The 21,302-nt window shown below is 73.2% G+C and carries 17 protein-coding genes; 13 read left to right on the top strand and 4 right to left on the bottom strand.

Annotated features, from left to right (window positions below):
• Positions 1 to 212: 212 nt before the first annotated feature.
• The 4 genes from ACZ5ID_RS21740 to ACZ5ID_RS21725 all read right to left on the bottom strand — a co-directional run bounded on the left by ACZ5ID_RS21740 (position 213) and on the right by ACZ5ID_RS21725 (position 5,180).
• A complete protein-coding gene (locus tag ACZ5ID_RS21740) occupies positions 213 to 1,001 on the bottom strand; it encodes an EamA family transporter (RefSeq protein WP_468900563.1) in 789 nt (262 codons plus the stop codon).
• Positions 1,002 to 1,060: 59 nt separating this feature from the next.
• A complete protein-coding gene (locus ACZ5ID_RS21735) occupies positions 1,061 to 1,549 on the bottom strand; it encodes a YbaK/EbsC family protein (RefSeq protein WP_468900339.1) in 489 nt (162 codons plus the stop codon).
• Between the two features lie 98 nt (positions 1,550 to 1,647).
• Positions 1,648 to 3,288, bottom strand: coding sequence for a penicillin-binding transpeptidase domain-containing protein (locus ACZ5ID_RS21730; RefSeq protein ID WP_468900336.1), 1,641 nt, complete (start codon positions 3,286 to 3,288; stop codon positions 1,648 to 1,650).
• 119 nt (positions 3,289 to 3,407) lie between these two features.
• The gene (locus ACZ5ID_RS21725; protein ID WP_468900333.1) at positions 3,408 to 5,180 is read right to left on the bottom strand and encodes a dolichyl-phosphate-mannose--protein mannosyltransferase; all 1,773 of its coding nucleotides are present in this window, start codon (positions 5,178 to 5,180) and stop codon (positions 3,408 to 3,410) included.
• Positions 5,181 to 5,276: 96 nt separating this feature from the next.
• On the opposite strand from ACZ5ID_RS21725, the gene rsmI reads away from it, so the two are divergent.
• The 13 genes from rsmI (at position 5,277) to galK (ending at position 21,270) form a co-directional block, all read left to right on the top strand.
• Positions 5,277 to 6,155, top strand: a complete 879-nt coding sequence (rsmI, locus tag ACZ5ID_RS21720) for a 16S rRNA (cytidine(1402)-2'-O)-methyltransferase (RefSeq protein ID WP_406553923.1) — start codon at positions 5,277 to 5,279, stop codon at positions 6,153 to 6,155.
• 181 nt (positions 6,156 to 6,336) lie between these two features.
• The gene (locus ACZ5ID_RS21715) at positions 6,337 to 6,765 is read left to right on the top strand and encodes a hypothetical protein (protein WP_468900329.1); all 429 of its coding nucleotides are present in this window, start codon (positions 6,337 to 6,339) and stop codon (positions 6,763 to 6,765) included.
• A gap of 30 nt (positions 6,766 to 6,795) precedes the next feature.
• Positions 6,796 to 7,668, top strand: a complete 873-nt coding sequence (locus tag ACZ5ID_RS21710; RefSeq protein ID WP_468900326.1) for a TatD family hydrolase — start codon at positions 6,796 to 6,798, stop codon at positions 7,666 to 7,668.
• A gap of 139 nt (positions 7,669 to 7,807) precedes the next feature.
• Positions 7,808 to 9,142 (top strand): ubiquitin-like domain-containing protein, encoded by a 1,335-nt coding sequence (locus ACZ5ID_RS21705; RefSeq protein ID WP_468900323.1) that lies wholly within the window; start codon positions 7,808 to 7,810, stop codon positions 9,140 to 9,142.
• On the top strand, positions 9,139 to 9,999 hold the full coding sequence (gene rsmA, locus ACZ5ID_RS21700; protein WP_468900320.1) for a 16S rRNA (adenine(1518)-N(6)/adenine(1519)-N(6))-dimethyltransferase RsmA: 861 nt from the start codon (positions 9,139 to 9,141) through the stop codon (positions 9,997 to 9,999). The genes ACZ5ID_RS21705 and rsmA overlap by 4 nt, the downstream gene beginning before the upstream one ends.
• Positions 9,996 to 10,916: a 4-(cytidine 5'-diphospho)-2-C-methyl-D-erythritol kinase gene (locus ACZ5ID_RS21695; RefSeq protein ID WP_468900317.1), complete on the top strand. Its 921-nt coding sequence runs from the start codon at positions 9,996 to 9,998 to the stop codon at positions 10,914 to 10,916. The genes rsmA and ACZ5ID_RS21695 overlap by 4 nt, the downstream gene beginning before the upstream one ends.
• 288 nt (positions 10,917 to 11,204) lie before the next feature.
• The gene (locus ACZ5ID_RS21690) at positions 11,205 to 13,010 is read left to right on the top strand and encodes an ABC-F family ATP-binding cassette domain-containing protein (RefSeq protein ID WP_468900314.1); all 1,806 of its coding nucleotides are present in this window, start codon (positions 11,205 to 11,207) and stop codon (positions 13,008 to 13,010) included.
• 257 nt (positions 13,011 to 13,267) lie between these two features.
• A complete protein-coding gene (locus ACZ5ID_RS21685) occupies positions 13,268 to 15,061 on the top strand; it encodes an outer membrane protein assembly factor BamB family protein (protein ID WP_468900311.1) in 1,794 nt (597 codons plus the stop codon).
• Positions 15,062 to 15,110: 49 nt separating this feature from the next.
• Positions 15,111 to 16,952: an outer membrane protein assembly factor BamB family protein gene (locus tag ACZ5ID_RS21680; protein ID WP_468900308.1), complete on the top strand. Its 1,842-nt coding sequence runs from the start codon at positions 15,111 to 15,113 to the stop codon at positions 16,950 to 16,952.
• Between the two features lie 263 nt (positions 16,953 to 17,215).
• Positions 17,216 to 17,890 (top strand): helix-turn-helix transcriptional regulator, encoded by a 675-nt coding sequence (locus tag ACZ5ID_RS21675; RefSeq protein WP_406556140.1) that lies wholly within the window; start codon positions 17,216 to 17,218, stop codon positions 17,888 to 17,890.
• Positions 17,891 to 18,105: 215 nt separating this feature from the next.
• A complete protein-coding gene (gene galT, locus ACZ5ID_RS21670) occupies positions 18,106 to 19,155 on the top strand; it encodes a galactose-1-phosphate uridylyltransferase (protein WP_468900303.1) in 1,050 nt (349 codons plus the stop codon).
• Positions 19,152 to 20,132, top strand: a complete 981-nt coding sequence (gene galE / locus ACZ5ID_RS21665; RefSeq protein WP_468900300.1) for a UDP-glucose 4-epimerase GalE — start codon at positions 19,152 to 19,154, stop codon at positions 20,130 to 20,132. Before galT ends, galE begins: the two co-directional genes overlap by 4 nt.
• Positions 20,125 to 21,270: a galactokinase gene (gene galK, locus ACZ5ID_RS21660; RefSeq protein ID WP_468900297.1), complete on the top strand. Its 1,146-nt coding sequence runs from the start codon at positions 20,125 to 20,127 to the stop codon at positions 21,268 to 21,270. The genes galE and galK overlap by 8 nt, the downstream gene beginning before the upstream one ends.
• Positions 21,271 to 21,302 lie beyond the last annotated feature (32 nt).

The raw sequence follows: 21,302 nt of genomic DNA, 5'->3' as shown, positions 1-21,302 counted from the left end.
GCGGGTGGGTGGTGGGCTGGTCGCGCAGTTCCCCGCGCCCCTGATCTGCCCGGGGGTTGTCTGCGGGTCGGTGGGTGGTTGCTCGCGCAGTTCCCCGCGCCCCTGGGTGGTTAGGGGCGCGGGGAACTGCGCGGGTGACCCTCCACGGTCCGCAGCCGAAAAGACGCGGGGTGCGGGGGGTGCAGGCCCCGCCATGGGGGGCATCCCGGGGCTCAGCCCGCCCGCAGCATCAGCCCGATCCCCACCACCAACACCCCCGCCGCAGCGATCCGCACCCCCCCGAACCGTTCCTTGAAGAACAGCGCCCCGATCGCCGCCCCCACGATGATGCTCGACTCGCGCAGGGCCGCCACCGGCGCCAGGGGCGCGTGGGTCTGGGCCCACAGGACCAGGCCGTACGCCGCCATGGACAGGGCCGCCCCCAGCAGCCCCCGCGCCGCGTACGGCCGCAGCTGGCCGGGCAGTTCGCCCCGGCGGCGGTACAGCGCGTACAGGGGAATCAGCAGCCCCTCCAGGATCATCAGCCACGCGATATAGCCGAGCGGCGTACCGGACGCGCGGACGCCGACCCCGTCCACCACCGTGTACGACGCGATGGCCAGGCCCGTCGCCAGCGCGGCCAGCAGCGCCGGCCAGTGCGGTCGCGCGCCCGAGCCCCGGATGCCCCACAGGGCGACCCCGACCAGGCCCGCCGAGGCGACCGCCACCCCGGCCGCCTGCCAGGCGTTCAGGCTCTCGCCGACGAACACCACCGCCAGCACGGTCACCACCAGCGGCGCCGTACCCCGGGCGATCGGGTACATCTGGCCGAAGTCGCCCAGGCTGAACGACCGCATGAGCAGGGCCTGATAGCCGGTGTGCAGGGCCGCCGAGGCGGCGAGGTACGGCCAGGCGCCGGACGCGGGCAGCGGCGCCAGCACCGCGAGCAGCGCGCCGAGCACCGTCGCCCCGCCGCCGATGAGCGTGAACGCCACCAGCTGGTCCCTGATCGCGTGCGCCATCGCGTTCCAGGACGCGTGGGTGACGGCCGCGAGCAGGACGGCCAACGCGACCCCCAGGCTCACGCCGTGCGCTCGCGGACGTCGGCCGGCACCCCGCCCGCGTACCCGATCAGCGTCTTGGGGTCGAGCGGGAAGACGGTGTGGGGCGTGCCCGCCGCCGCCCAGACGGTCTCGTGGTCGAGGAGCGCGCGGTCGGCGAGGACCCGGGTGCGGCGCACATGGCCGAAGGGCGGGACGCCCCCGATCGCGTACCCGGTCGTCTCCCGTACGAGTGCGGCCCCCGCCCGCTTCACCGTCTCCGCGCCCAGCTCACGCCGTACGAGCTCCACGTCCACCCGCGACGAGCCGTCCAGCAGGACGATCACCGGGACCCCGTCCGCCTCGAAGACCAGCGACTTCACGATCTCGCTGACGTCGCAGCCGATCGCGGCGGCGGCCTCGGCGGCGGTCCTGGTCGCGTCCGGGAAGCGGCGTACCTCCACATCGAGCCCGAGGGCGCGCAGCGCCTCGGCGAACCGGGGGTGGGCGGGGGATTCTTGAGCGCTCATGCCCCCGCAGGCTAGTGGCAGCCGTACGCCCCGCGCGAGACGAATTCCGCCGCCCCGGCCCCGCGCCCCCCGCCCGCACCCGGGCCTCGTGCCCCGGTTCACCCCGCCCGCAGCACCCGCGCCACGACCGGTCCCGCGGCGTCCCCGCCGTGGCCGCCGGACTGGACGAGGGCCGCCGCGGCGAGCCCGTTGCCGTACCCGGTGAACCAGCTGTTGGACGTGCCCTGCCGGTCCACCTCGGCCGAGCCGGTCTTGGCGCCCTTGGGTCCGGGCACCCCGGCCATCGCCTTCACGGCCGTCCCGCTGCCGGTGGTCGCCGCGTGCATCATCTGCTTCAGCTGCGAGGCGACCGAGTCGGGCAGCGGCTTGGCGGTGGCCAGTTCCCGGTCGTCCAGGGACTGCGGCACGATCACCGGCTGGTGGAACCCGCCGGCGACGACGGTGGCCGAGATGGACGCCATGTCGAGCGGGCTCATCTGGACCTTGCCCTGGCCTATGTAGGAGGCGGCGGTCTCCACGCCGGAGGAGTCCGGGACGCGGCCGTCGAAGGACTTCACACCGCCGAGCTTCCAGTTGTTCTGGCCGAGCCCGAAGTAGTCCCGGGCGGTCCGGCCGAGCGCGGTGCCGGCGACGCCCTTGCGGGTGAGGGGCTTGACCGGCTTGATGAAGGCGGTGTTGCAGGACCGCGCGAACGCGTCGGTCAGGGTGCCGTGCGCGATGGTGAAGTCGTTCAGGTTGTGGAAGGTGTAGCCCTCCCACGGGACCGTCGCCGGGCACTCGGCGGGCTGGTCCGCCCCGCCCTCGCCGTTCGCGATGATCATCGCGCCGGTGACGATCTTCATCGTGGAGCCGGGCGCCACGGACGCCTGGAGGGAGGCGGGGAACCCGTCCTTGCGGTTGTCCGCGACGGCCCGGATCTCCCCGCTCGTCGGCTCGATCGCCACCACCGACGACTCGGCGAACTGCTTCACGGCCTGCTCGGCCGCCGCCTGTACGTCCGCGTCGAGCGTCGTCGTCAGCTTGCCGGGCCTGCCCTTGGCCAGGGTGAGCAGCGTCTGGTTCGGGGCGCCCTCGGCGCCGCCCTCGATCCAGGTCTCCACGCCCGGCGTGCCGTTGACCTTGTCGCCGTACTTCTGCCGCAGCGCGTCCAGGACGAACCCGAGCGAGGGGTACTTCTCCTTGGTCAGCACCCGCCCCCGGTGGTCCACGGCCTCGATCTCGGGGTGCTTGGCGGCCCCCGTCACCAGCTTCCCGCCCGGCTTCAGCTTCGGGTGGACGACGGCCGGCTGCCAGTCCACCAGCGCCTTGCCGGTGCTCACGCCCCGCACGACCGTGAGCCGCGAGCTGTAGTCGAGCGGCGCGGTCCTGCCCTCGTAGGAGACCTCGGCCTTCACCGTGTACGGAACGGTCGCCCCCGTGGCCGCCCCCGGCGTGATCGTCACCTTGCCCACGTGCGCCTCGTCGTGGAAGGCGGTGAGCGCGGTCTGGGCGGCGGCGTTGTTGTTGGTCAGGACCGAGGCCGCCGCCGCGTCCCCCTTGGCCCAGGCGTCGAAGAACGCCTGGGCGGTCTTGGTGATCTCGTCGGTGCCGGGCGGGCCGGTCCGTACCGGCGCCGCCCGCGTATGCGAACCGGAGGACGAGCCGTCCCCGGCCACCATCTGGTAGCCGCCGTACACCACACCGGTGCCGACGACCACGAACACACCGCCGACGACGGCGGCCTTCGCTCCACTGCGCATCTCGCAGCCCCTCCCCAGGAGTCTCTTGAACGTGTTCAAGAGCTTGCTTGGGAGGAACATTACGTGACAGCAGTGACACCGGCCCCAGCCGTTACCGGACCGGGACACCGCTCAGCGGCTCATACCCACGTATCCAGCCACATCCGATTCCTCCACGAATCCAGCGGAATCGACGTGCCCGTGTACAGCGGCCAGAAGTAGATGAAGTTCCAGACGATCATCAGCACCAGCACGCCCGCGCCGATCGCGCCCACCGCCCGGCGGCGCTCGTCCGAGCCCGGTGGGCCGAGGATCGCGCCGATCATCATCGCCACCGCCAGACAGAGGAACGGCACGAAGACGACCGCGTAGAAGAAGAAGATCGTCCGCTCCTGGTAGAGGAACCAGGGCAGATAGCCCGCCGCGACGCCGCAGACGATCGCGCCCGCCCGCCAGTCGCGCCGGAACGCCCAGCGCCACAGCACGTACAGGAGCGCGAAGCACGCCGCCCACCACAGCAGCGGTGTGCCGAGCGCCAGGACCTCGCGGGCGCACTTGCCGGTGGTGGAGGAGGGGCAGCCGTCGGTGCCGGGGGAGGGGCTCTCGTAGAAGTACGAGACCGGGCGGCCCAGGACGATCCAGCTCCACGGGTTGGACTGGTAGGTGTGCTGGTCCGTGAGGTTGACGTGGAAGCTGTAGACCTCGGACTCGTAGTGCCACAGGCTGCGCAGCGACTCCGGCATCCAGCCCATGTCGAACTGCGGCAGGCTCACCCTGCCCAGCAGCGGCAGCTTGACGTGGTCGGGGGAGAGGCCGTCGCGGCCGTGCGCCCAGTCCCGGAAGTAGCCCTTGTCGGTCATGAACCAGCCGGTCCAGGAGGCCAGATACGTCACCACCGCCACCGGGACCGTGGAGAGAAAGGCCCAGAAGGCGTCCCTGCGGAGCACCGCGCGGTAGGGGCGCACCGCGCCGGCCGTCCGGCGGGCGCCCGCGTCCCACAGGACCGCCATGACGCAGAAGAAGACCAGGACGTACAGGCCGTTCCACTTGGTGCCGCAGGCCAGGCCCAGCATCACCCCGGCCGCGATCCGCCACGGGCGCCACCCCAGGCGCAGGCCCTCCGCCACGGCCGCGTCCGGGCGCAGGTCGCCCGACTCCCCCTCGGGGAGCGCCGCCGCGAGCCGGGCGCGCGCCCGGTCCCGGTCGATCAGCAGACAGCCGAAGGCGGCGAGCACGAAGAACATGACCACCAGGTCGAGCAGGGCCATCCGGCTCATCACGAAGTGCAGCCCGTCCACCGCGAGCAGCGCGCCCGCCAGACAGCCCAGGAACGTCGAGCGGAACAGCCGCCGCCCGATCCGGCAGAGCATCAGCACCGAGAGCGTGCCGAGCACCGCCATCATGAAGCGCCAGCCGAACGGGGTGAAGTCGAACCACTTCTCACCGATGCCGATGAGGTACTTGCCGACCGGCGGATGCACCACATAGCCCGGGTCGGTGGGGATCGGCACCGACGAGGGGTCCTTGATGATCGCCTTGTCGACGTCCTTGGGCCAGGCGCCCTCGTAGCCGCGGTTGATCAGCGCCCAGGCGTCCTTGGCGTAGTACGTCTCGTCGAATATCACCGAGTCCGGGCTGCCCAGACGCCAGAACCGCAGCACCCCCGCCACCAGAGTGACCAGCAGCGGGCCGCCCCAGGCCGACCAGCGCACCAGGCGCTCGGCGGTCGCCGGGGAGACTCTCAGGACCGCCCAGAGCTGACCGGACGGCCGGGTGTAGGGCGGCACCAGCCGCTCGCGCAGGCCGGTTCTCGGCCCGGCCGTGTAGCCGAAGCGGCGCAGCCGGTCCGGCCAGCCGGGCGGCGGATCTTCGGCGTCATGGCCCTCAAGGGTCTGCGGCGCAGTACTGGTCACCGCGCCATCGTAGGGAAAGGGTCTGTGCGAGTCCCGTGGCCGGGCCCGATCCGGTCCGGGCGAACGGCGCCGTCCCGGGGCTGGGAGGATGGCGGGGTGACCGGAACACTCGTACTCGCAGGCACCCCCATCGGCGACATCGCGGACGCGCCGCCGCGCCTCGCCGCCGAGCTGGAGCGGGCCGACGTCGTCGCCGCCGAGGACACCCGGCGGCTGCGCGGCCTGACCCGGGCGCTCGGCATCCACACCTCGGGGCGGGTCGTCTCCTACTTCGAGGGCAACGAGTCCGCCCGGACGCCCGAGCTCGTCGAGGCGCTGGAGGGCGGCGCGCGCGTGCTGCTCGTCACCGACGCGGGGATGCCGTCGGTCTCCGACCCCGGCTACCGGCTCGTGGCGGCGGCCGTGGAGAAGGACATCAAGGTCACGGCCGTGCCCGGGCCCTCGGCGGTGCTCACCGCGCTCGCCCTGTCCGGGCTGCCCGTCGACCGGTTCTGCTTCGAGGGCTTCCTGCCGCGCAAGGCGGGCGAGCGGCTCGGCCGGCTGCGCGAGGTCGCCGGCGAGCGCCGCACCCTCGTCTACTTCGAGGCCCCGCACCGCCTCGACGACACGCTCGCCGCGATGGCCGAGGTCTTCGGCGCGGAGCGCCGCGCCGCCGTCTGCCGCGAGCTGACCAAGACGTACGAGGAGGTCAAGCGCGGCAGCCTGGGCGACCTCGCCGCCTGGGCCGCCGAGGGGGTGCGCGGCGAGATCACCGTGGTGGTGGAGGGCGCGGCCGAGACCGGACCGGCCGAGCTGGACGCCGAGGAGCTGGTGCGCAGGGTGCGGGTGCGCGAGGAGGCGGGCGAGCGGCGCAAGGAGGCCATCGCCGCCGTGGCCCTCGACGCGGGCCTGCCCAAGCGCGAGGTGTTCGACGCGGTCGTGGCGGCAAAGAACGCGGCACGACAGGCACCCGCGGACGGCAAAGGACTATCGTGAAAAGTAAAGCGCAGGCCGCGCACCGGGGCTTTTGCCTAGGAAAGGCCAAATCGGCACCAACACTCGACAGCCCCTGATGCGTTTCGGCGGCGAAAGGCGTCCCATGGATCGGGGGCGCTTTCCGCCTCCGCTCGCAAGGAGCGCTCGCAAGAGCTTGTCCAGCGGACAAGGGAGCCGGCACATGAGTGAGATCGCTGAGACCACGGCGCACGAGGCTTACGCCTTCGCGTGCATGAGGTGTGGATATGGCTGGGAGCAGGCGTACGAGATAGAGCACCACGTGGACGGCAAGGGGCAGCCGTTCGTGGTCTACAAGGCCGACGGGGAGCGGGTCCCCTCTCCTCTGTCCCAGCCCACCTGCACGAACTGCGGCGGGCACGTGGTGCGCACCCTGCGCGCCGGCCGGGTCTCCAGCGTGCAGCAGTGGCTCGCCCACCAGTCGACCCACCAGGCGCCCGCCGGGCCCGTGGGGTCCGGGGGCGACCCGGAGCCGGACACCCCGGCGGCGGCGGGCGGGCCGGGCGCCACGCCCGCGGCCGAGGCCGACGCCGAGCACCACTGGCACCTCTCGGACCTTCTGCACCCCTTCCAGCACCACCACAAGAAGTGACGCGCCGGGGCCTTTCATAGGATCGGCCCCATGAGTGCCGCCAAGGATGCCCCGCCGCCCCTGCCCGAACCGCTCGGTGTGGCGGTGGCCGACTCGCACACCCACCTGGACATGCAGTCCACGACGGTCGAGGAGGCCCTGGCCAGGGCCGCGGCCGTCGGGGTGACCACGGTGGTCCAGGTGGGGTGCGACCTCAAGGGCTCGCGCTGGGCGGCCCAGACCGCTGCCGACTGGGAGAACGTGTGGGCCGCGGTGGCTCTGCACCCGAACGAGGCCCCCAGGATCGTCCTGGGCGACCCCGACGGCTGGTCCCGCCAGGAGGCGCGGCAGGCGGGCGGCGACGCGGCCCTCGACGAGGCGCTCGCCGAGATCGACCGGCTCGCCGCCCTCCCGCACGTCAAGGCCGTCGGCGAGACCGGCCTCGACCACTTCCGCACCGGCGCCGACGGCATGGCCGCCCAGGAGCGGTCCTTCCGCGCGCACATCGAGATCGCCAAACGGCACGGCAAGGCGCTCGTCATCCACGATCGCGACGCGCACGCGGACGTGCTGCGCATTCTGCGGGAAGAGGGCGCCCCGGAGCGGACCATCTTCCACTGCTATTCCGGTGACGCGGAAATGGCGGAACTCTGCGCGCGTTCCGGGTACTTCATGTCCTTCGCCGGAAACATGACGTTCAAGAACGCCCAGCCGCTGCGCGACGCGCTCGCCGTCGCCCCCCTCGAACTCGTCCTCGTGGAGACGGACGCGCCCTTCCTCACACCGGCGCCGTACCGCGGACGGCCCAATGCGCCGTATCTCATTCCTATTACGGTGCGCGCCATGGCGGCGGTCAAGTCGGTCCATGAGGACGTGCTGGCCGCGGCCCTCGCGGAGAACACCGCGCGCGCCTTCGATTACTGACGGATAACGGCCCGGGTGCCCCGGGTGGGCGAGTGCAGGGTAGCGCGGCGACGCTCCGTAGTCGAATCGCTTTGGACGGTGACGAAGGTTTCGCTAATGTCCCGCCCTCGACGGGACGAGGCCGGAAATCTGGAGCGCCGTGAGCAATTCGCAGGGCAGTCACCGTGCCGCACGCGGCGGCCGACGCGCGGCGACGAGAACGGCCGGGCCGCGGTACGCGCAGGACGCGCCGCCGCCCGCCGGGCCGCCCCCGTACGACGCCCGGGAGACCTCGCCCGCGGAGGTGCCCCGGCCGCGCCGGGGCGGCGGGGCGGCGCAGCAGGGCACCCGGGCCCGGGCGCGGCGGGCCGGACGCCGCCGGGGAGCGCTCTTCGGCGCCGGGCCCGACGCCCTGCGCCGGCTCATCCCGCAGGCCCTGGTGGTCGCCTTCCTCGCGGGCGGGACCACCGCGTTCCTCGTCAACGACAAGGCCGTACGGCTCACCGTCGACGGCGTCCCGCGCACCCTGCACACCTTCGCGGACGACGTCGACGAACTCCTCGCGGACCAGCACGTCGGCGTCGGGGACCACGACATCGTCGCGCCCGGCCGCCACCAGGCGCTGGCCGGCGGCGACGAGGTCGTCGTCCGCTACGGCCGCCCGGTCGCCCTCACCCTCGACGGCCGGCGCCACCAGGTGTGGACCACCGCCCAGACCGTGGACGGGGCCCTGCGCCAGCTCGGGGTGCGCGCCGAGGGCGCGTATCTGTCGGCCTCGCGCTCCTCGGAGATCGGGCGCACCGGCATGGGCCTGGACGTGCGCACCGAACGCCAGGTCACCTTCCTCGCCGACGGCCGCGAGCGCACGATCCGCACCAACGCGGCGTCGGTCGCCGAGGCCGTCGAGGAGGCCGGGATCTCCCTGCGGGACCAGGACACCACCTCCGTGCCGCCGTCCGTCTTCCCCCGCGACGGGCAGACGATCACCGTCATGCGGATCACCGGCAGCCGCGAGGTCCGCGAGGAGCCGATCCCGTACCGGGTCGTCCGGACCCGCGACGACTCCCTCTTCACCGGGACCGAGGTCGTCGACCGGCCCGGCCAGCGCGGCTTCCGCAAGGTCACCTACGCGCTGCGGACCGTCGACGGGGTGCGGCAGAAGCCGCGCAAGGTGGCCGAGCACGTGGTGCGCCCGCCCATCACCCAGACCGTCCGGGTCGGCACCAAGCCGCTGCCCACCACGGTCGAGGGCGCCGACCGCCTCGACTGGCACGCCCTCGCCCACTGCGAGTCCGGCGGGCGCCCCGGCGCGGTCGACGCGACGGGGAACTACGGCGGGCTCTACCAGTTCGACGGCCGCACCTGGCACGCGCTCGGCGGCAGCGGCCTCCCGCAGCACGCCAGCGCCGCCGAGCAGACGTTCCGGGCGAAGAAGCTCTTCGCGCAGCGGGGGGCGAGTCCGTGGCCGCACTGCGGCCGTAGGCTGTATCGGTGAGCACCACTGAGCCCGACGCCCTCCTCGGCCCCGCCGACATCCGTGAACTGGCCGCAGCACTGGGCGTACGCCCCACCAAGCAGCGCGGCCAGAACTTCGTCATCGACGCCAATACGGTCCGCCGGATCGTCCGGACGGCGCAGGTGCGGCCCGACGACGTGGTGGTGGAGGTCGGGCCCGGCCTCGGCTCGCTGACCCTGGCGCTCCTGGAGGCGGCGGACCGGGTGACGGCCGTCGAGATCGACGAGGTGCTCGCGGGCGCGCTGCCCGCCACGATCGAGGCCCGGCTGCCCGCGAAGAAGGACCGCTTCGCGCTGGTCCACTCCGACGCGATGCTGGTCCAGGAGCTGCCCGGCCCGGCCCCGACCGCCCTGGTCGCGAACCTCCCGTACAACGTGGCGGTCCCCGTGCTGCTGCACATGCTGGACCGTTTCCCCACGATCGAGCGCACCCTGGTCATGGTCCAGGCGGAGGTCGCGGACCGGCTCGCGGCCAAGCCGGGCAACAAGGTGTACGGCGTGCCGTCGGTGAAGGCCAACTGGTACGCGGAGGTCAAGCGCGCCGGGTCCATCGGCCGCAACGTCTTCTGGCCCGCCCCGAACGTCGACTCCGGCCTGGTCGCGCTGGTCCGGCGCGCCGAGCCGGTGCGGACCACCGCCAGCAAGGCGGAGGTCTTCGCGGTGGTCGACGCGGCCTTCGCCCAGCGCCGCAAGACCCTGCGGGCCGCGCTCGCGGGCTGGGCCGGCTCGGCCGCCGCCGCCGAACAGGCGCTGGTGGCGGCCGGGATCTCGCCGCAGGCGCGCGGCGAGGGGCTGACGGTGGAGGAGTTCGCGCGGATCGCGGAGGCCAAGCCGTGACGGGACGGACGGCGCCGTCGGCGCCGAGGGTGACGGTCCGGGTCCCCGCCAAGGTCAACGTCCAGCTCGCGGTGGGCCCGGCCCGCCCCGACGGCTTCCACGACCTCGCCAACGTCTTCCTCGCGGTCGGCCTCTACGACGAGGTCACGGCCACGCCCGCCGACGGGCTGCGCGTCACCTGCTCCGGCCCGGACGCGGACAAGGTCCCGCTGGACCGTACGAACCTGGCGGCGCGGGCGGCCGAACTGCTGGCCGCGCGGTACGGGCCGGCGCCCGACGTCCACCTCCACATCGACAAGGACATCCCCGTCGCGGGCGGCATGGCGGGCGGCAGCGCGGACGGCGCGGCGGCGCTGGTGGCGTGCGACGCGCTGTGGGGTACGGGCACGTCCCGCGAGGAGCTGCTCGACATCTGCGCCGAGCTCGGCAGCGACGTGCCGTTCAGCCTGGTCGGCGGGGCCGCGCTGGGCACCGGCCGGGGCGAGCGGCTTTCCGTGCTGGAGGTCGGCGGCACCTTCCACTGGGTGTTCGCGGCGGCGGACGGCGGGCTGTCCACACCGGCGGTGTACCGCGAGTTCGACCGCCTCACGCCGGACGCGGCGCCGCCGGAGGCGGACCCGGCGCTGCTCGCCGCGCTGCGCGCGGGCGACCCGTTCGCGTTGGCGGGCGCGCTCTCCAACGACCTCCAGCCGGCGGCCCTGTCCCTGCGCCCGTCCCTGACGGAGACGCTGGCGGCGGGCACGGCGGCGGGGGCCCTGGCGGCCCTGGTCTCGGGCTCCGGCCCGACCACGGCGTTCCTGGCCGAGGACGCGGCGTCCGCCGGGAAGATCGCGGAGGCGCTGCGGGCATCGGGCACATGCCGCACCGCCCGCACAGCGGTGTCCCCGGCCCCCGGGGCGACCATCGTCCCGAGCTGAGCACCGGGCATCCCCGCCCCGGGCGACGGTCGCGGCTGCCGCGGCAGGACCCCCCGTCCCCGGACGACGATCGTGACTGCCCGAGGCACGGACCCCGAGGGGCGCGGGGAACTGCGCGACCAGCCGCGCACGGTCCGCACCCGCAAGCGGCCGTTCTCCGCCCGCGGCCCGGTGGGGGCCGGTCGCGCAGTTCCCCGCGCCCCTTCCGGGCGCCCACCGCACCGCACGGAGTGCGGGCCGCCGGGAAGTACCCTGGGGGACGATCCAAGTCCCCTGTTCAGGAGTGAAATGGCCGTCAACCTGGTCAATGTCGAGGCAGTCAGCAAGGCATACGGCACCCGTGCCCTGCTCGACGGCGTCTCCCTCGGCGTCTCCGAGGGGGACCGGATCGGAGTGGTCGGCCGCAACGGAGACGGCAAGACCACCCTCATCCGGATGCTCGCGCAGCTGGAGGACGCCGACACCGGCCGCGTCACCCACGTCGGCGGGCTCCGCCTCGGCGTGCTCACCCAGCACGACTCGCTGGACCCGAAGGCCACCGTCCGCCACGAGGTGATCGGCGACCTCGCCGACCACGAGTGGGCGGGCGACGCCAAGATCCGCGACGTGCTCACCGGCCTCTTCGGCGGTCTCGGCCTGCCCGGCTTCGAGAGCGGCCTGGACACGGTCATCGGCCCCCTGTCCGGCGGCGAGCGCCGCCGTATCGCGCTCGCCAAGCTGCTCATCGCCGACCCGGACCTGATCATCCTGGACGAGCCCACCAACCACCTGGACGTGGAGGGCATCGCCTGGCTGGCCGCTCATCTGCGGGCCAGGCGCTCGGCGTTGGTCTGCGTCACCCACGACCGCTGGTTCCTGGACCAGGTCTGCACCCGGATGTGGGACGTCCAGCGCGGCAGCGTCTACGAGTACGAGGGCGGCTACAGCGACTACGTGTTCGCGCGCGCCGAGCGGGAGCGGATCGCCGCGACCGAGGAGGCCAAGCGGCAGAACCTGATGCGCAAGGAGCTGGCCTGGCTGCGGCGCGGCGCCCCCGCCCGTACCTCCAAGCCGCGCTACCGCATCGAGGCCGCCAACGAGCTGATCGCGGACGTGCCGCCGCCGCGCGACACCTCGGAGCTGATGAAGTTCGCGGGCGCGCGGCTCGGCAAGACCGTCTTCGACCTGGAGGACGTGACCGTACAGGCCGGGTCCAAGGTGCTGCTCCAGCACCTGACCTGGCAGCTCGGTCCGGGCGACCGCATCGGCCTGGTCGGGGTGAACGGCGCCGGCAAGACCTCGCTGCTGCGCGCGCTGGCCGAGGCGGCCCGCACCGACGGCGAGGCGCAGCCCGCGGCCGGGCGGATCAAGGTCGGCAAGACCGTGCGGCTCGCCTACCTCTCGCAGGACGTCACCGAACTCCCCGCCGAACTGCGCGTCCTGGAGGCCGTGCAGCAGATCCGGGACCGGGTCGACCTCGGCACGGGCCGGGAGATGACGGCCGGGCAGCTGTGCGAGCAGTTCGGGTTCGGCAAGGAGAAGCAGTGGACGCCCGTGGGGGACCTGTCCGGTGGTGAGCGGCGCCGGCTCCAGCTGCTGCGGCTGCTGATGGACGAGCCGAACGTCCTCTTCCTCGACGAGCCCACCAACGACCTCGACATCGAGACGCTGACCCAGCTGGAGGACCTGCTCGACGGCTGGCCGGGCTCGATGGTCGTCATCTCGCACGACCGGTTCTTCATCGAGCGCACCACCGACCGGGTGTGGGCGCTGCTCGGCGACGCGGCCCTGCGGATGCTGCCGCGCGGCATCGACGAGTACCTGGAGCGGCGCAGGCGGATGATCGAGGAGGCGGCCCCGGCACCGGCGCCGGTCGCCGCCAAGTCCCCCGGCGCGGCCTCGTCCGCCGACTCCCGGGCCGCGAAGAAGGAACTCCAGCGCATCGAGCGGCAGCTGAACAAGATCTCCGACCGGGAGAGCGCTCTGCACGGCCAGATCGCCGACAACGCCACCGACTTCGAGAAGGTCGCCAAGCTCGACGCGGAGCTGCGCGCCCTCATCGTCGAGCGCGACGAGCTGGAGATGCGGTGGCTTGAACTGGCCGAGGAGGCCTAGAAGCCGGTGGGACGCGTGGGGCTCGTGAGGACGGGTGACGAGTCGTAAAGAGCACGTGCAAACTCCATAACAGGCGCATCACAGGCCGGTCCGCCCTTGGGAACAGGGACGGACCGGCCCCCTGTTCGAGGGGGTTCGGGTGATACAAAGAAGCCCCGCTCGACTGACGCAAACTGTGCGGGACCATGTCCGATTCCGCTCCGGAAACGCGGGGGAGTCCGTTCGGGCAGCGGTCCCCACGAAGGGGGAGACACGCTGTGACCCAGCCGCCCAGCCAGCAGCCGCCGCAGGGGGGCTTCGGGGCACCCAGCAACCCGCCCGCCGGGACGCCCACCCCGCCCGCCCAGCCGCCGCAGATGCCGCCGCCGCCCGCCGGGCCGCCGCCCGCGATGCCGCCGGCCCCGCCGCAGGGCGCGCCCGCCCCGGCCCCCGGGTACGGCTATCCGCAGACGCCCCCGGCGCAGCCGGGTTACGGCTACCCGCAGGCGCCCGGCCAGCCTGGTCCGTACGCCCAGCAGCCCGGCCCCTACGGCCAGCAGGCGGGCCCGTACGGCGGTTACCCGACGCAGCCCCAGTACCCGGGCGCCCCGATGCCGGAGCCGCCGGGCGGCGGACGCAACCCCTTCAAGGGCAAGCCCGCCGTGATCGTGGCGGCGGCCGTGGCCGGTCTGCTCGTGGTCGGCGGCGGCGTCTACTTCGCCACCAAGGGCGGGGACGACGACAAGAAGCCCGTGGCGAAGACGAGCCAGAGCGCGCAGCCCACCGGCTCCCCCACCAGCGACGAGGGCGACGGCAAGGGCGACGGCCGGGCCGGGAACGACGACCTCAACGCGGGCCGCAAGGACGGCGAGGCGAAGGTCTGGCTCCAGGAGAACGCCACCCAGCTCACCCAGAACGGCGCCGAGCAGTCCGGCCCCTGGGTGGTCGGCGACACCGTCGTCAAGGCGATGTACAAGGAGGTCACCGGCTATTCGGTGGCCGACGGCAAGCAGAAGTGGAGCGTGCCGCTGAGCGCCCCGCTGTGCGGCGCCCCGCACCAGACCACCGCCGACGGCAAGATCGTCCTCGGTGTGCAGGAGAACAACACCAAGAACGCCAAGTGCAACCAGCTCCAGCAGGTCGACCTCGCGGCCGGCAAGGCGGGCTGGAAGGTGGCGGTCCCGTCGGAGAACGCCTTCGACATCATGACCAGCTTCGACCTCGCGATCAGCGGCAACACCGTGGCGGTGGCCCGGATGGGCGGCGTCAGCGGGTTCTCGGTCCTCGACGGCAAGAAGATCTTCGGCCAGGAGCGCAGCGGCAACTGCCGGGCGGACGCCTTCGCGGGCGGCCCCAGGCTGATCGCCGCGGGCAGCTGCACGGTCGGCGGTGACACGCTCGCGGTCGACCAGATCCAGGAGCTGGACGCCACGACCGGCAAGCCCAAGTGGACCAAGCAGTACCCCAAGGGCTGGAAGGTCGCCCGGGTCTTCTCCGTCGACCCGCTGGTGGTCTATGTGACCAACAAGGACAAGAAGCAGTTCAACATCTCGACGTACAAGCCCGACGGCTCGCTCCGCTCCGAGCTGGTCAGCAAGGACAGCTTCCAGCCGGAGTGCGGCTGGGCGATCATGGACCGTGACCTCCAGGGCTGCCTGGGCACCGCCGCCGACGCCAACACGCTGTATCTGCCGACCGAGCCCAAGCGCAGCTCCGGCGACGGCTTCGGGCGCACCAACGCGGTGGTGGCGTTCGACCTCAACACCGGCAAGGAGAAGTGGCGTTCGAGCGCGGGCAGCGACCGGACGATGCTGCCCCTGAACGCCGAGAGCGGCAAGGTCCTCGCCTACATCGCGCCCACCACCGAGCAGGGCGGCGCGGTCGCGGAGGTCGCGGGCGCGGGCCAGCCCAAGATCGTGCTCCAGAACCCGGCGTCCACCGCCTCCATCGAGAACGGCTTCTTCTCCAAGCACGTGGTCTTCCGTGACGGCCGGCTGTTCATCCTCAACGGCCGGGTGTCCAGCCCCAAGGGCGACACCAAGGAGAAGGCCCTGATGGGGTTCGGCAACTGATGAACGCGTCCGCTCCCGCCCGTTTCCCTTCCGCAGAGGTACGTACGTCATGAGTCAGCCCCCCCAGCCGCCCCAGCAACCGCCGGGCGAGCCGCCGCGGCCCCCGGCCCCGGGTTTCGGCGCCCCGCAGGAGCCCCCGGCGGGCGGCTTCGGCGCGCCCACCCCGCCCCCCGCGGGCGGTTTCGGCGCCCCCACGCCGCCGCCCCCGGCGATGCCGCCCGCGCCGCCCGCCCAGCCGCCGACGGCCCCCGCGGCCCCCGCCTACGGCTACCCGCAGGCCCCCGCGCCGGGGCAGCCGTCCGCGTACGGGTATCCGCAGACGCCGCCCCCGGGCCAGCCGGGCTACGGCTACCCGGGCCAGCCGCAGCAGGGCTACGGCTATCCCGGCCAGCCCCCCACCCAGCCCATGGCGCCGCAGGGCGCCCCGGGCGGCCCCGGTGGCGGCAAGAAGCCCAGCACCCAGACGACGATCATCGTCTCGGCGTTCGTCGCGGTCGCGCTGATCGTCGGCGGCGGCTTCTGGTACGCCAAGAGCAAGGACGGCGACAAGAAGGACGAGTCCAAGTCCGGCTCGACGCAGGGCGCGAACGGCGGCAAGGAGGGCGGCTCGACCGGTGGCGGCGGCAAGGAGAAGCCCCCGGCCGACACCACCTCCAAGGTGCTGTTCCAGGTGCCGCAGCCCAAGGTGACCGACCTCGTCCACGTCGACGGCTCCTGGCTGACCGACAAGGTGTACGCCAAGTCGGGCGTCAACGAGGTCGTCGGCTACGACCCGGCCAAGGGCACCCAGCTGTGGAAGCTGCCGCTGCCCGGCGCGGTCTGCGCGGCGAGCACGCACGTCACCTCCGACAGCAAGACGGCGATCGTCTACGAGGGCCCCAAGGCCGCCGGCGAGAAGTACGCGCGCTGCACCGAGGTCGCCGCGCTCGACCTCACCACCGGCAAGCTGGCCTGGACGAACACCGTCAAGGACGGCGACCGCAAGACGACGTACGAGGAGGTCACCATCGGCGGCGGCACGGTCGCCACCGGTGGCAGCTCCGGCGGCGCCGCCTGGGACCTGGCCACCGGCAAGCTGCTGTGGCAGCCGAAGGTCACCACCGACCAGTGCAAGGACGCCGGCTACGGCGGCGGCGACGCGCTGGTCGCGGTCCGCAAGTGCGGTGACTACGACACCCCCACGGTCACCATCCAGCCGCTGAACCCCAAGACGGGCGCCCCGGCCGCCTCGTACCGGATGCCGGCCGGTGTCCAGTACGCGCACATCGTCTCGTCCAAGCCGCTGGTCGTGGCCGCCGACGTCGGTGACACGGCCGGTGACGGCAGCGGGATCTCGGACTTCTTCTCGATCGACGACAAGACCGGCAAGCTGCTGGCGCGCATCCCGGCGCCGGGCGACAAGTACGCCGCCGACTGCGACTCCACCATGGTGGAGAAGTGCACCTCGGTCGCGGTGGGCGGCGGCAAGCTGTACGTCCCGACCGAGCAGCACGACGGCGCGTCCGGCAGCGGTTACTCCGGCCGCACCAACGAGATCATGGCGTTCGACCTGGCGACCGGGCAGCCGGTGCCCGGCAAGGCCGACGCGGGCGACGGCTCCTCGCTGTACCCGCTGCGGATGGACGGCAACAACGTCATCGCGTTCAAGAAGCCCCCGTACGACAAGGGCAGCCAGATCGTGAGCGTCGACGGCGGCGACTTCAAGCAGACCGTCCTGCTCCAGAACCCGGCGGACACCTCGGTGCGCGACGCGCTCTCGCAGTTCGGCCCCGAGTACGGCGAGATCCGCTACAACCAGGGCAAGCTCTTCATGTCGGCCACCTCGGTCATGAAGCCGAGCTCGGTGACCGACGAGAAGAGGTTCCTGCTGATCGGCCTCGGTACCGGCTGAGCCGGCGGCGCCGTCCTCGCGGCGTCAACTTCTCCACCACGGCGGCCCCGGCCGCGGAGCACCCTCCGCGGCCGGGGCCGCCGCTTTCACCTGCGCGGACACACTCGTCCGCCAAGTAGTCCCGAATGCCGGGGATTTCGGCAATCCGGGCGTCTTATCGCCGGTAGGGGGGCGCGACGTCGAACAAGCGTGTAGCTTGCCGGGGCAGGGAGGGCCGGGCCAGGGGAGTTGGCAACGTGCCCCGGGGGATGGGGGGTTGCTCGATGGGCGTGCGGCTCATGGTGGTCGACGACCACCGCCTGCTCGCGGAGGCGCTCGCCTCGGCACTCAAGCTCCGCGGGCACCGGGTGCTCGCCGCCGCCGCACCCGTCGCCGGGGCGGCCGAGCTGGTGGTGGCGCGGGCGCCGGAGGTGTGTCTGCTCGGCACGGCCGCACCGGCCGAGCCGGGGGTGTTCGACCCGATCGTGCGGATCAAGCGCGAGCGTCCGCAGGTGGCCGTGGTGGTGCTCGGGCCGGTCCCGAGCCCGCGGGGGATCGCCGCCGCGTTCGCCGCGGGCGCCTCCGGTTACGTACGGCACGACGAGCGCATCGAGGGCGTGGAGCGCGCCATGGTCAAGGCGCGCGCGGGCGAGGCCGCGGTGGCGCCGCAACTGCTCCAGGGGGCCTTCGCGGAGCTGCTCAACCCGGCCGCCCAGCCGGACGACGAGGGGCAGCGGCTGCTCCAGATGCTCACCCCGCGCGAGGTCGAGGTGCTGGTCAGGGTCGCGGACGGGGAGGACACCCGGCTGATCGCGGCGGGCATGGGCATCGCCCCCTCCACCGCGCGCACCCATGTCCAGCGGGTCCTGATGAAGCTGGGCGTGGGCTCCCGGCTGGAGGCGGCGGCGCTGGCCGCCCGCACCGGGCTGCTCGACCGGGCGGTGCCCCCGGCGGGCTGAGCCGGGGCTCTCGCGGGCATCCGGAGGCATCTGTAGGCGCTGTGGGCGCGACCGCGTGGCGGTCGCGCCCACAGCCGTGTCCGGGCCGGTCCGTCCGGGCCGGTCCGTCCGGGCCCCGCGCCGCGCCGGGCGGGTCCGTCTTTGTCGCGCCCATTGACTGATGGTGTTGGCTCGTGGTTCTTTATGTTTGGTTCTGTTTGAAGGTGGAGGTGCAGGTGAAGAAGACGTCGACCCGGCTCGCCGACGGCCGCGAGCTGCTCTACTACGACTTGCGGGACGACGTCGTACGGGACGAGACCGACACCCGGCCGCTCGATCCGGTCTCCACGGCCTCCGAGATCCGCCGCGACCCCCTGCTCGGCGACTCGGTGGCCATCGCCTCCCACCGCCAGGGCCGCACCTACCATCCGCCCGCCGACGACTGCCCGCTGTGCCCCTCGCGCGACGGACGGCACAGCGAGATCCCGGCCGCCGGCTACGACGTGGCCGTCTTCGAGAACCGCTTCCCCTCCCTCGCCGGGGACTCCGGCCGCTGCGAGGTCGTCTGCTTCACCCCCGACCACGACGCCTCCTTCGCCGACCTCACCGAGGAGCAGGCCGCGCTCGTCCTGGAGGCCTGGACCGACCGGACCGCGGAGCTCGCCGAACTCCCCCAGGTGGAGCAGGTGTTCTGCTTCGAGAACCGGGGCGCCGAGATCGGCGTCACCCTCGGCCACCCGCACGGCCAGATCTACGGCTACCCCTTCACCACCCCCCGCACCGCCCTGATGCTCCGCTCGCTGGCCGAGCACCGCGAGCGCACCGGCGGGCGCAACCTCTTCGACGACGTCGTCGCGCGCGAGCTCGCCGAAGGCGTCCGGGTGGTCCTGGAGGGCGAGCACTGGGTCGCCTTCGTGCCGTACGCCGCGCACTGGCCGTACGAGGTGCACCTCTATCCGCGTGCCCGCGTTCCCGATCTGCGGGCGCTGGGGGAGGCGGCCCGCACCGAGTTCCCCCAGGTCTATCTGGAACTGCTGAGGCGCTTCGACCGGATCTTCGGAGAGGCGGAACCGCCCACCCCGTACATCTCGGCCTGGCACCAGGCGCCCTTCTCCGACAGCGCCGACCGGCGGGAATTCGCGCTGCACCTGGAGCTTTTCACCGTCCGCCGTACTTCCGGCAAGCTGAAGTTCCTCGCGGGTTCGGAGTCGGGCATGAGCGTGTTCATCAACGACGTGCCGCCGGAGGCCGCGGCCCGGCGACTGCGAGAGGTAGCGAGCACATGAGCGGGAAGTACCTGGTCACCGGTGGCGCCGGCTATGTCGGCAGCGTGGTGGCGCGCCACCTGGTGGAGGTCGGCCACACGGTGACCGTCCTGGACGACCTCTCCACGGGCTTCCGGGAGGCCGTCCCGGCGGGCGCGGAGTTCGTCGAGGGGCGCGTCCAGGAGGCGTCCCGGTGGCTCGACGCCTCCTATGACGCCGTGCTGCACTTCGCGGCGTTCTCCCAGGTCGGGGAGTCGGTGACGCACCCCGAGAAGTACTGGTCGAACAACGTGGGCGGCACCATGGCCCTGCTGGACGCCATGCGGACGGCGGGCGTGCGCACGCTGGTGTTCTCCTCCACCGCCGCCACCTACGGCGAACCGGCCTCGGCCCCGCTCACCGAGGCCGACCCCACCGCCCCCACCAGCCCGTACGGCGCCTCCAAGCTCGCCGTCGACCACATGATCGGCGGGGAGGCCGCCGCCCACGGCCTCGCGGCCGTCTCGCTGCGGTACTTCAACGTGGCCGGGGCCCACGGCGGCTCGGGCGAGCGCCACGACCCCGAGTCGCATCTGATCCCGCTGCTGCTCCAGGTCGCCCTCGGTGAGCGGGAGTCGATCTCGGTGTTCGGGGACGACTACCCGACGCCGGACGGCACCTGCGTGCGCGACTACATCCACGTCGCCGACCTCGCCGAGGCGCATCTGCTCGCGCTGGCGGCGGCGGCCCCGGGCGAGCACCTGATCTGCAACCTCGGCAACGGCAACGGCTTCTCCGTCCGCGAGGTCATCGAGACCGTACGGAAGGTCACCGGGCACCCGGTGCCCGAGGTCACGGCCGGTCGCCGGCCGGGCGACCCGGCGGTCCTGGTGGCCTCCGCCGCCCGCGCCCACGAGCGGCTGGGCTGGCAGCCCTCCCGCGCGGACCTGGCCGGAATCGTCGCGGACGCCTGGGACTTCGCCCGGCGGCTCAAGGGAGTGGAGAGCGTCGATGACTGATGTGGCGGAGCAGTTCCGCGCGCTGTACGGGACGGAGCCCGAGGGGGTCTGGGAGGCGCCCGGGCGGGTCAACCTGATCGGGGAGTACACGGACTTCAACGACGGCTTCGTGATGCCGCTGGCGCTGCCGCACACGGCCGTCGCGGCGGTCTCGCGGCGCACCGACGGGGTGCTCAGGCTGCACTCGGCCGATGTGGACGGCGGGGTCGTCCGGCTCGACACGGACGCCCTGGAGCCCCTGGGGGGCGGCGGTTGGGCCGCGTACCCGGCGGGCGTGGTCTGGGCGCTGCGCGAGGCGGGCCACCGGGTCACCGGCGCCGACATCCACCTCTCCTCGGCGGTCCCGACCGGAGCGGGGCTCTCCTCCTCGGCGGCCCTGGAGGTCGTCACCGCCCTCGCCCTGAACGACCTGTACGACCTGGGGCTCGACCGGGCCGGCCTGGCGCGGATCGCCCAGCGCGCGGAGAACGCCTTCGTCGGGGTGCCCTGCGGCATCATGGACCAGACCGCGTCCGCCTGCTGCGTCGAGGGCCATGTGCTCCACCTGGACACCAGGGACCTCTCGCTGCGCCAGGTCCCCTTCGACCTCGCCGCACACGGACTGGCGCTCCTCGTCGTGGACACCCGGGTGAAGCACGCGCTCGGGGACGGCGCGTACGCCGACCGGCGCGCCTCCTGCGAAGCGGGTGCGCGGGCGCTCGGCGTACGGACCCTGCGCGAGATCTCCCCCGCGCATCTGCCGACGGCGCTGGCCAGGATCGACTCCGAAACCGTCCGCCGGTGCGTACGCCATGTGGTGAGCGACAACGAGCGCGTGGAGCGGGTCGCGGCGCATCTCGCGGCGGGCGATCCGCGCGCGGCCGGCCCGGTCCTCACCGAGGGGCATGCCTCGCTCCGCGACGATCTGCGGGTCTCCTGCGCGGAGTTGGACCTGGTGGTGACCGCGTCGGTGGCGGCCGGGGCGCTGGGCGCGCGGATGACGGGCGGCGGCTTCGGCGGTTCCGCGGTCGTCCTGGTCGAGGCGGCGTCGGCCGACACGGTCACCAAGTCGGTCCAGGAGGCCTTCGCGGCGGCCGGGTACACCGCGCCCCGGGTCTTCGAGGCGCTCCCGTCGGCGGGGGCGCGCCGCAGGAGCTGAGGGGGCGGGGGCGCGGCCCGGGTCACAGTCGT

The organism is Streptomyces sp. NPDC031670 (genome assembly GCF_055580545.1).
Note: the sequence above shows the minus strand (reverse complement) of the source record. Positions and strands in the feature narration are given on the sequence as shown.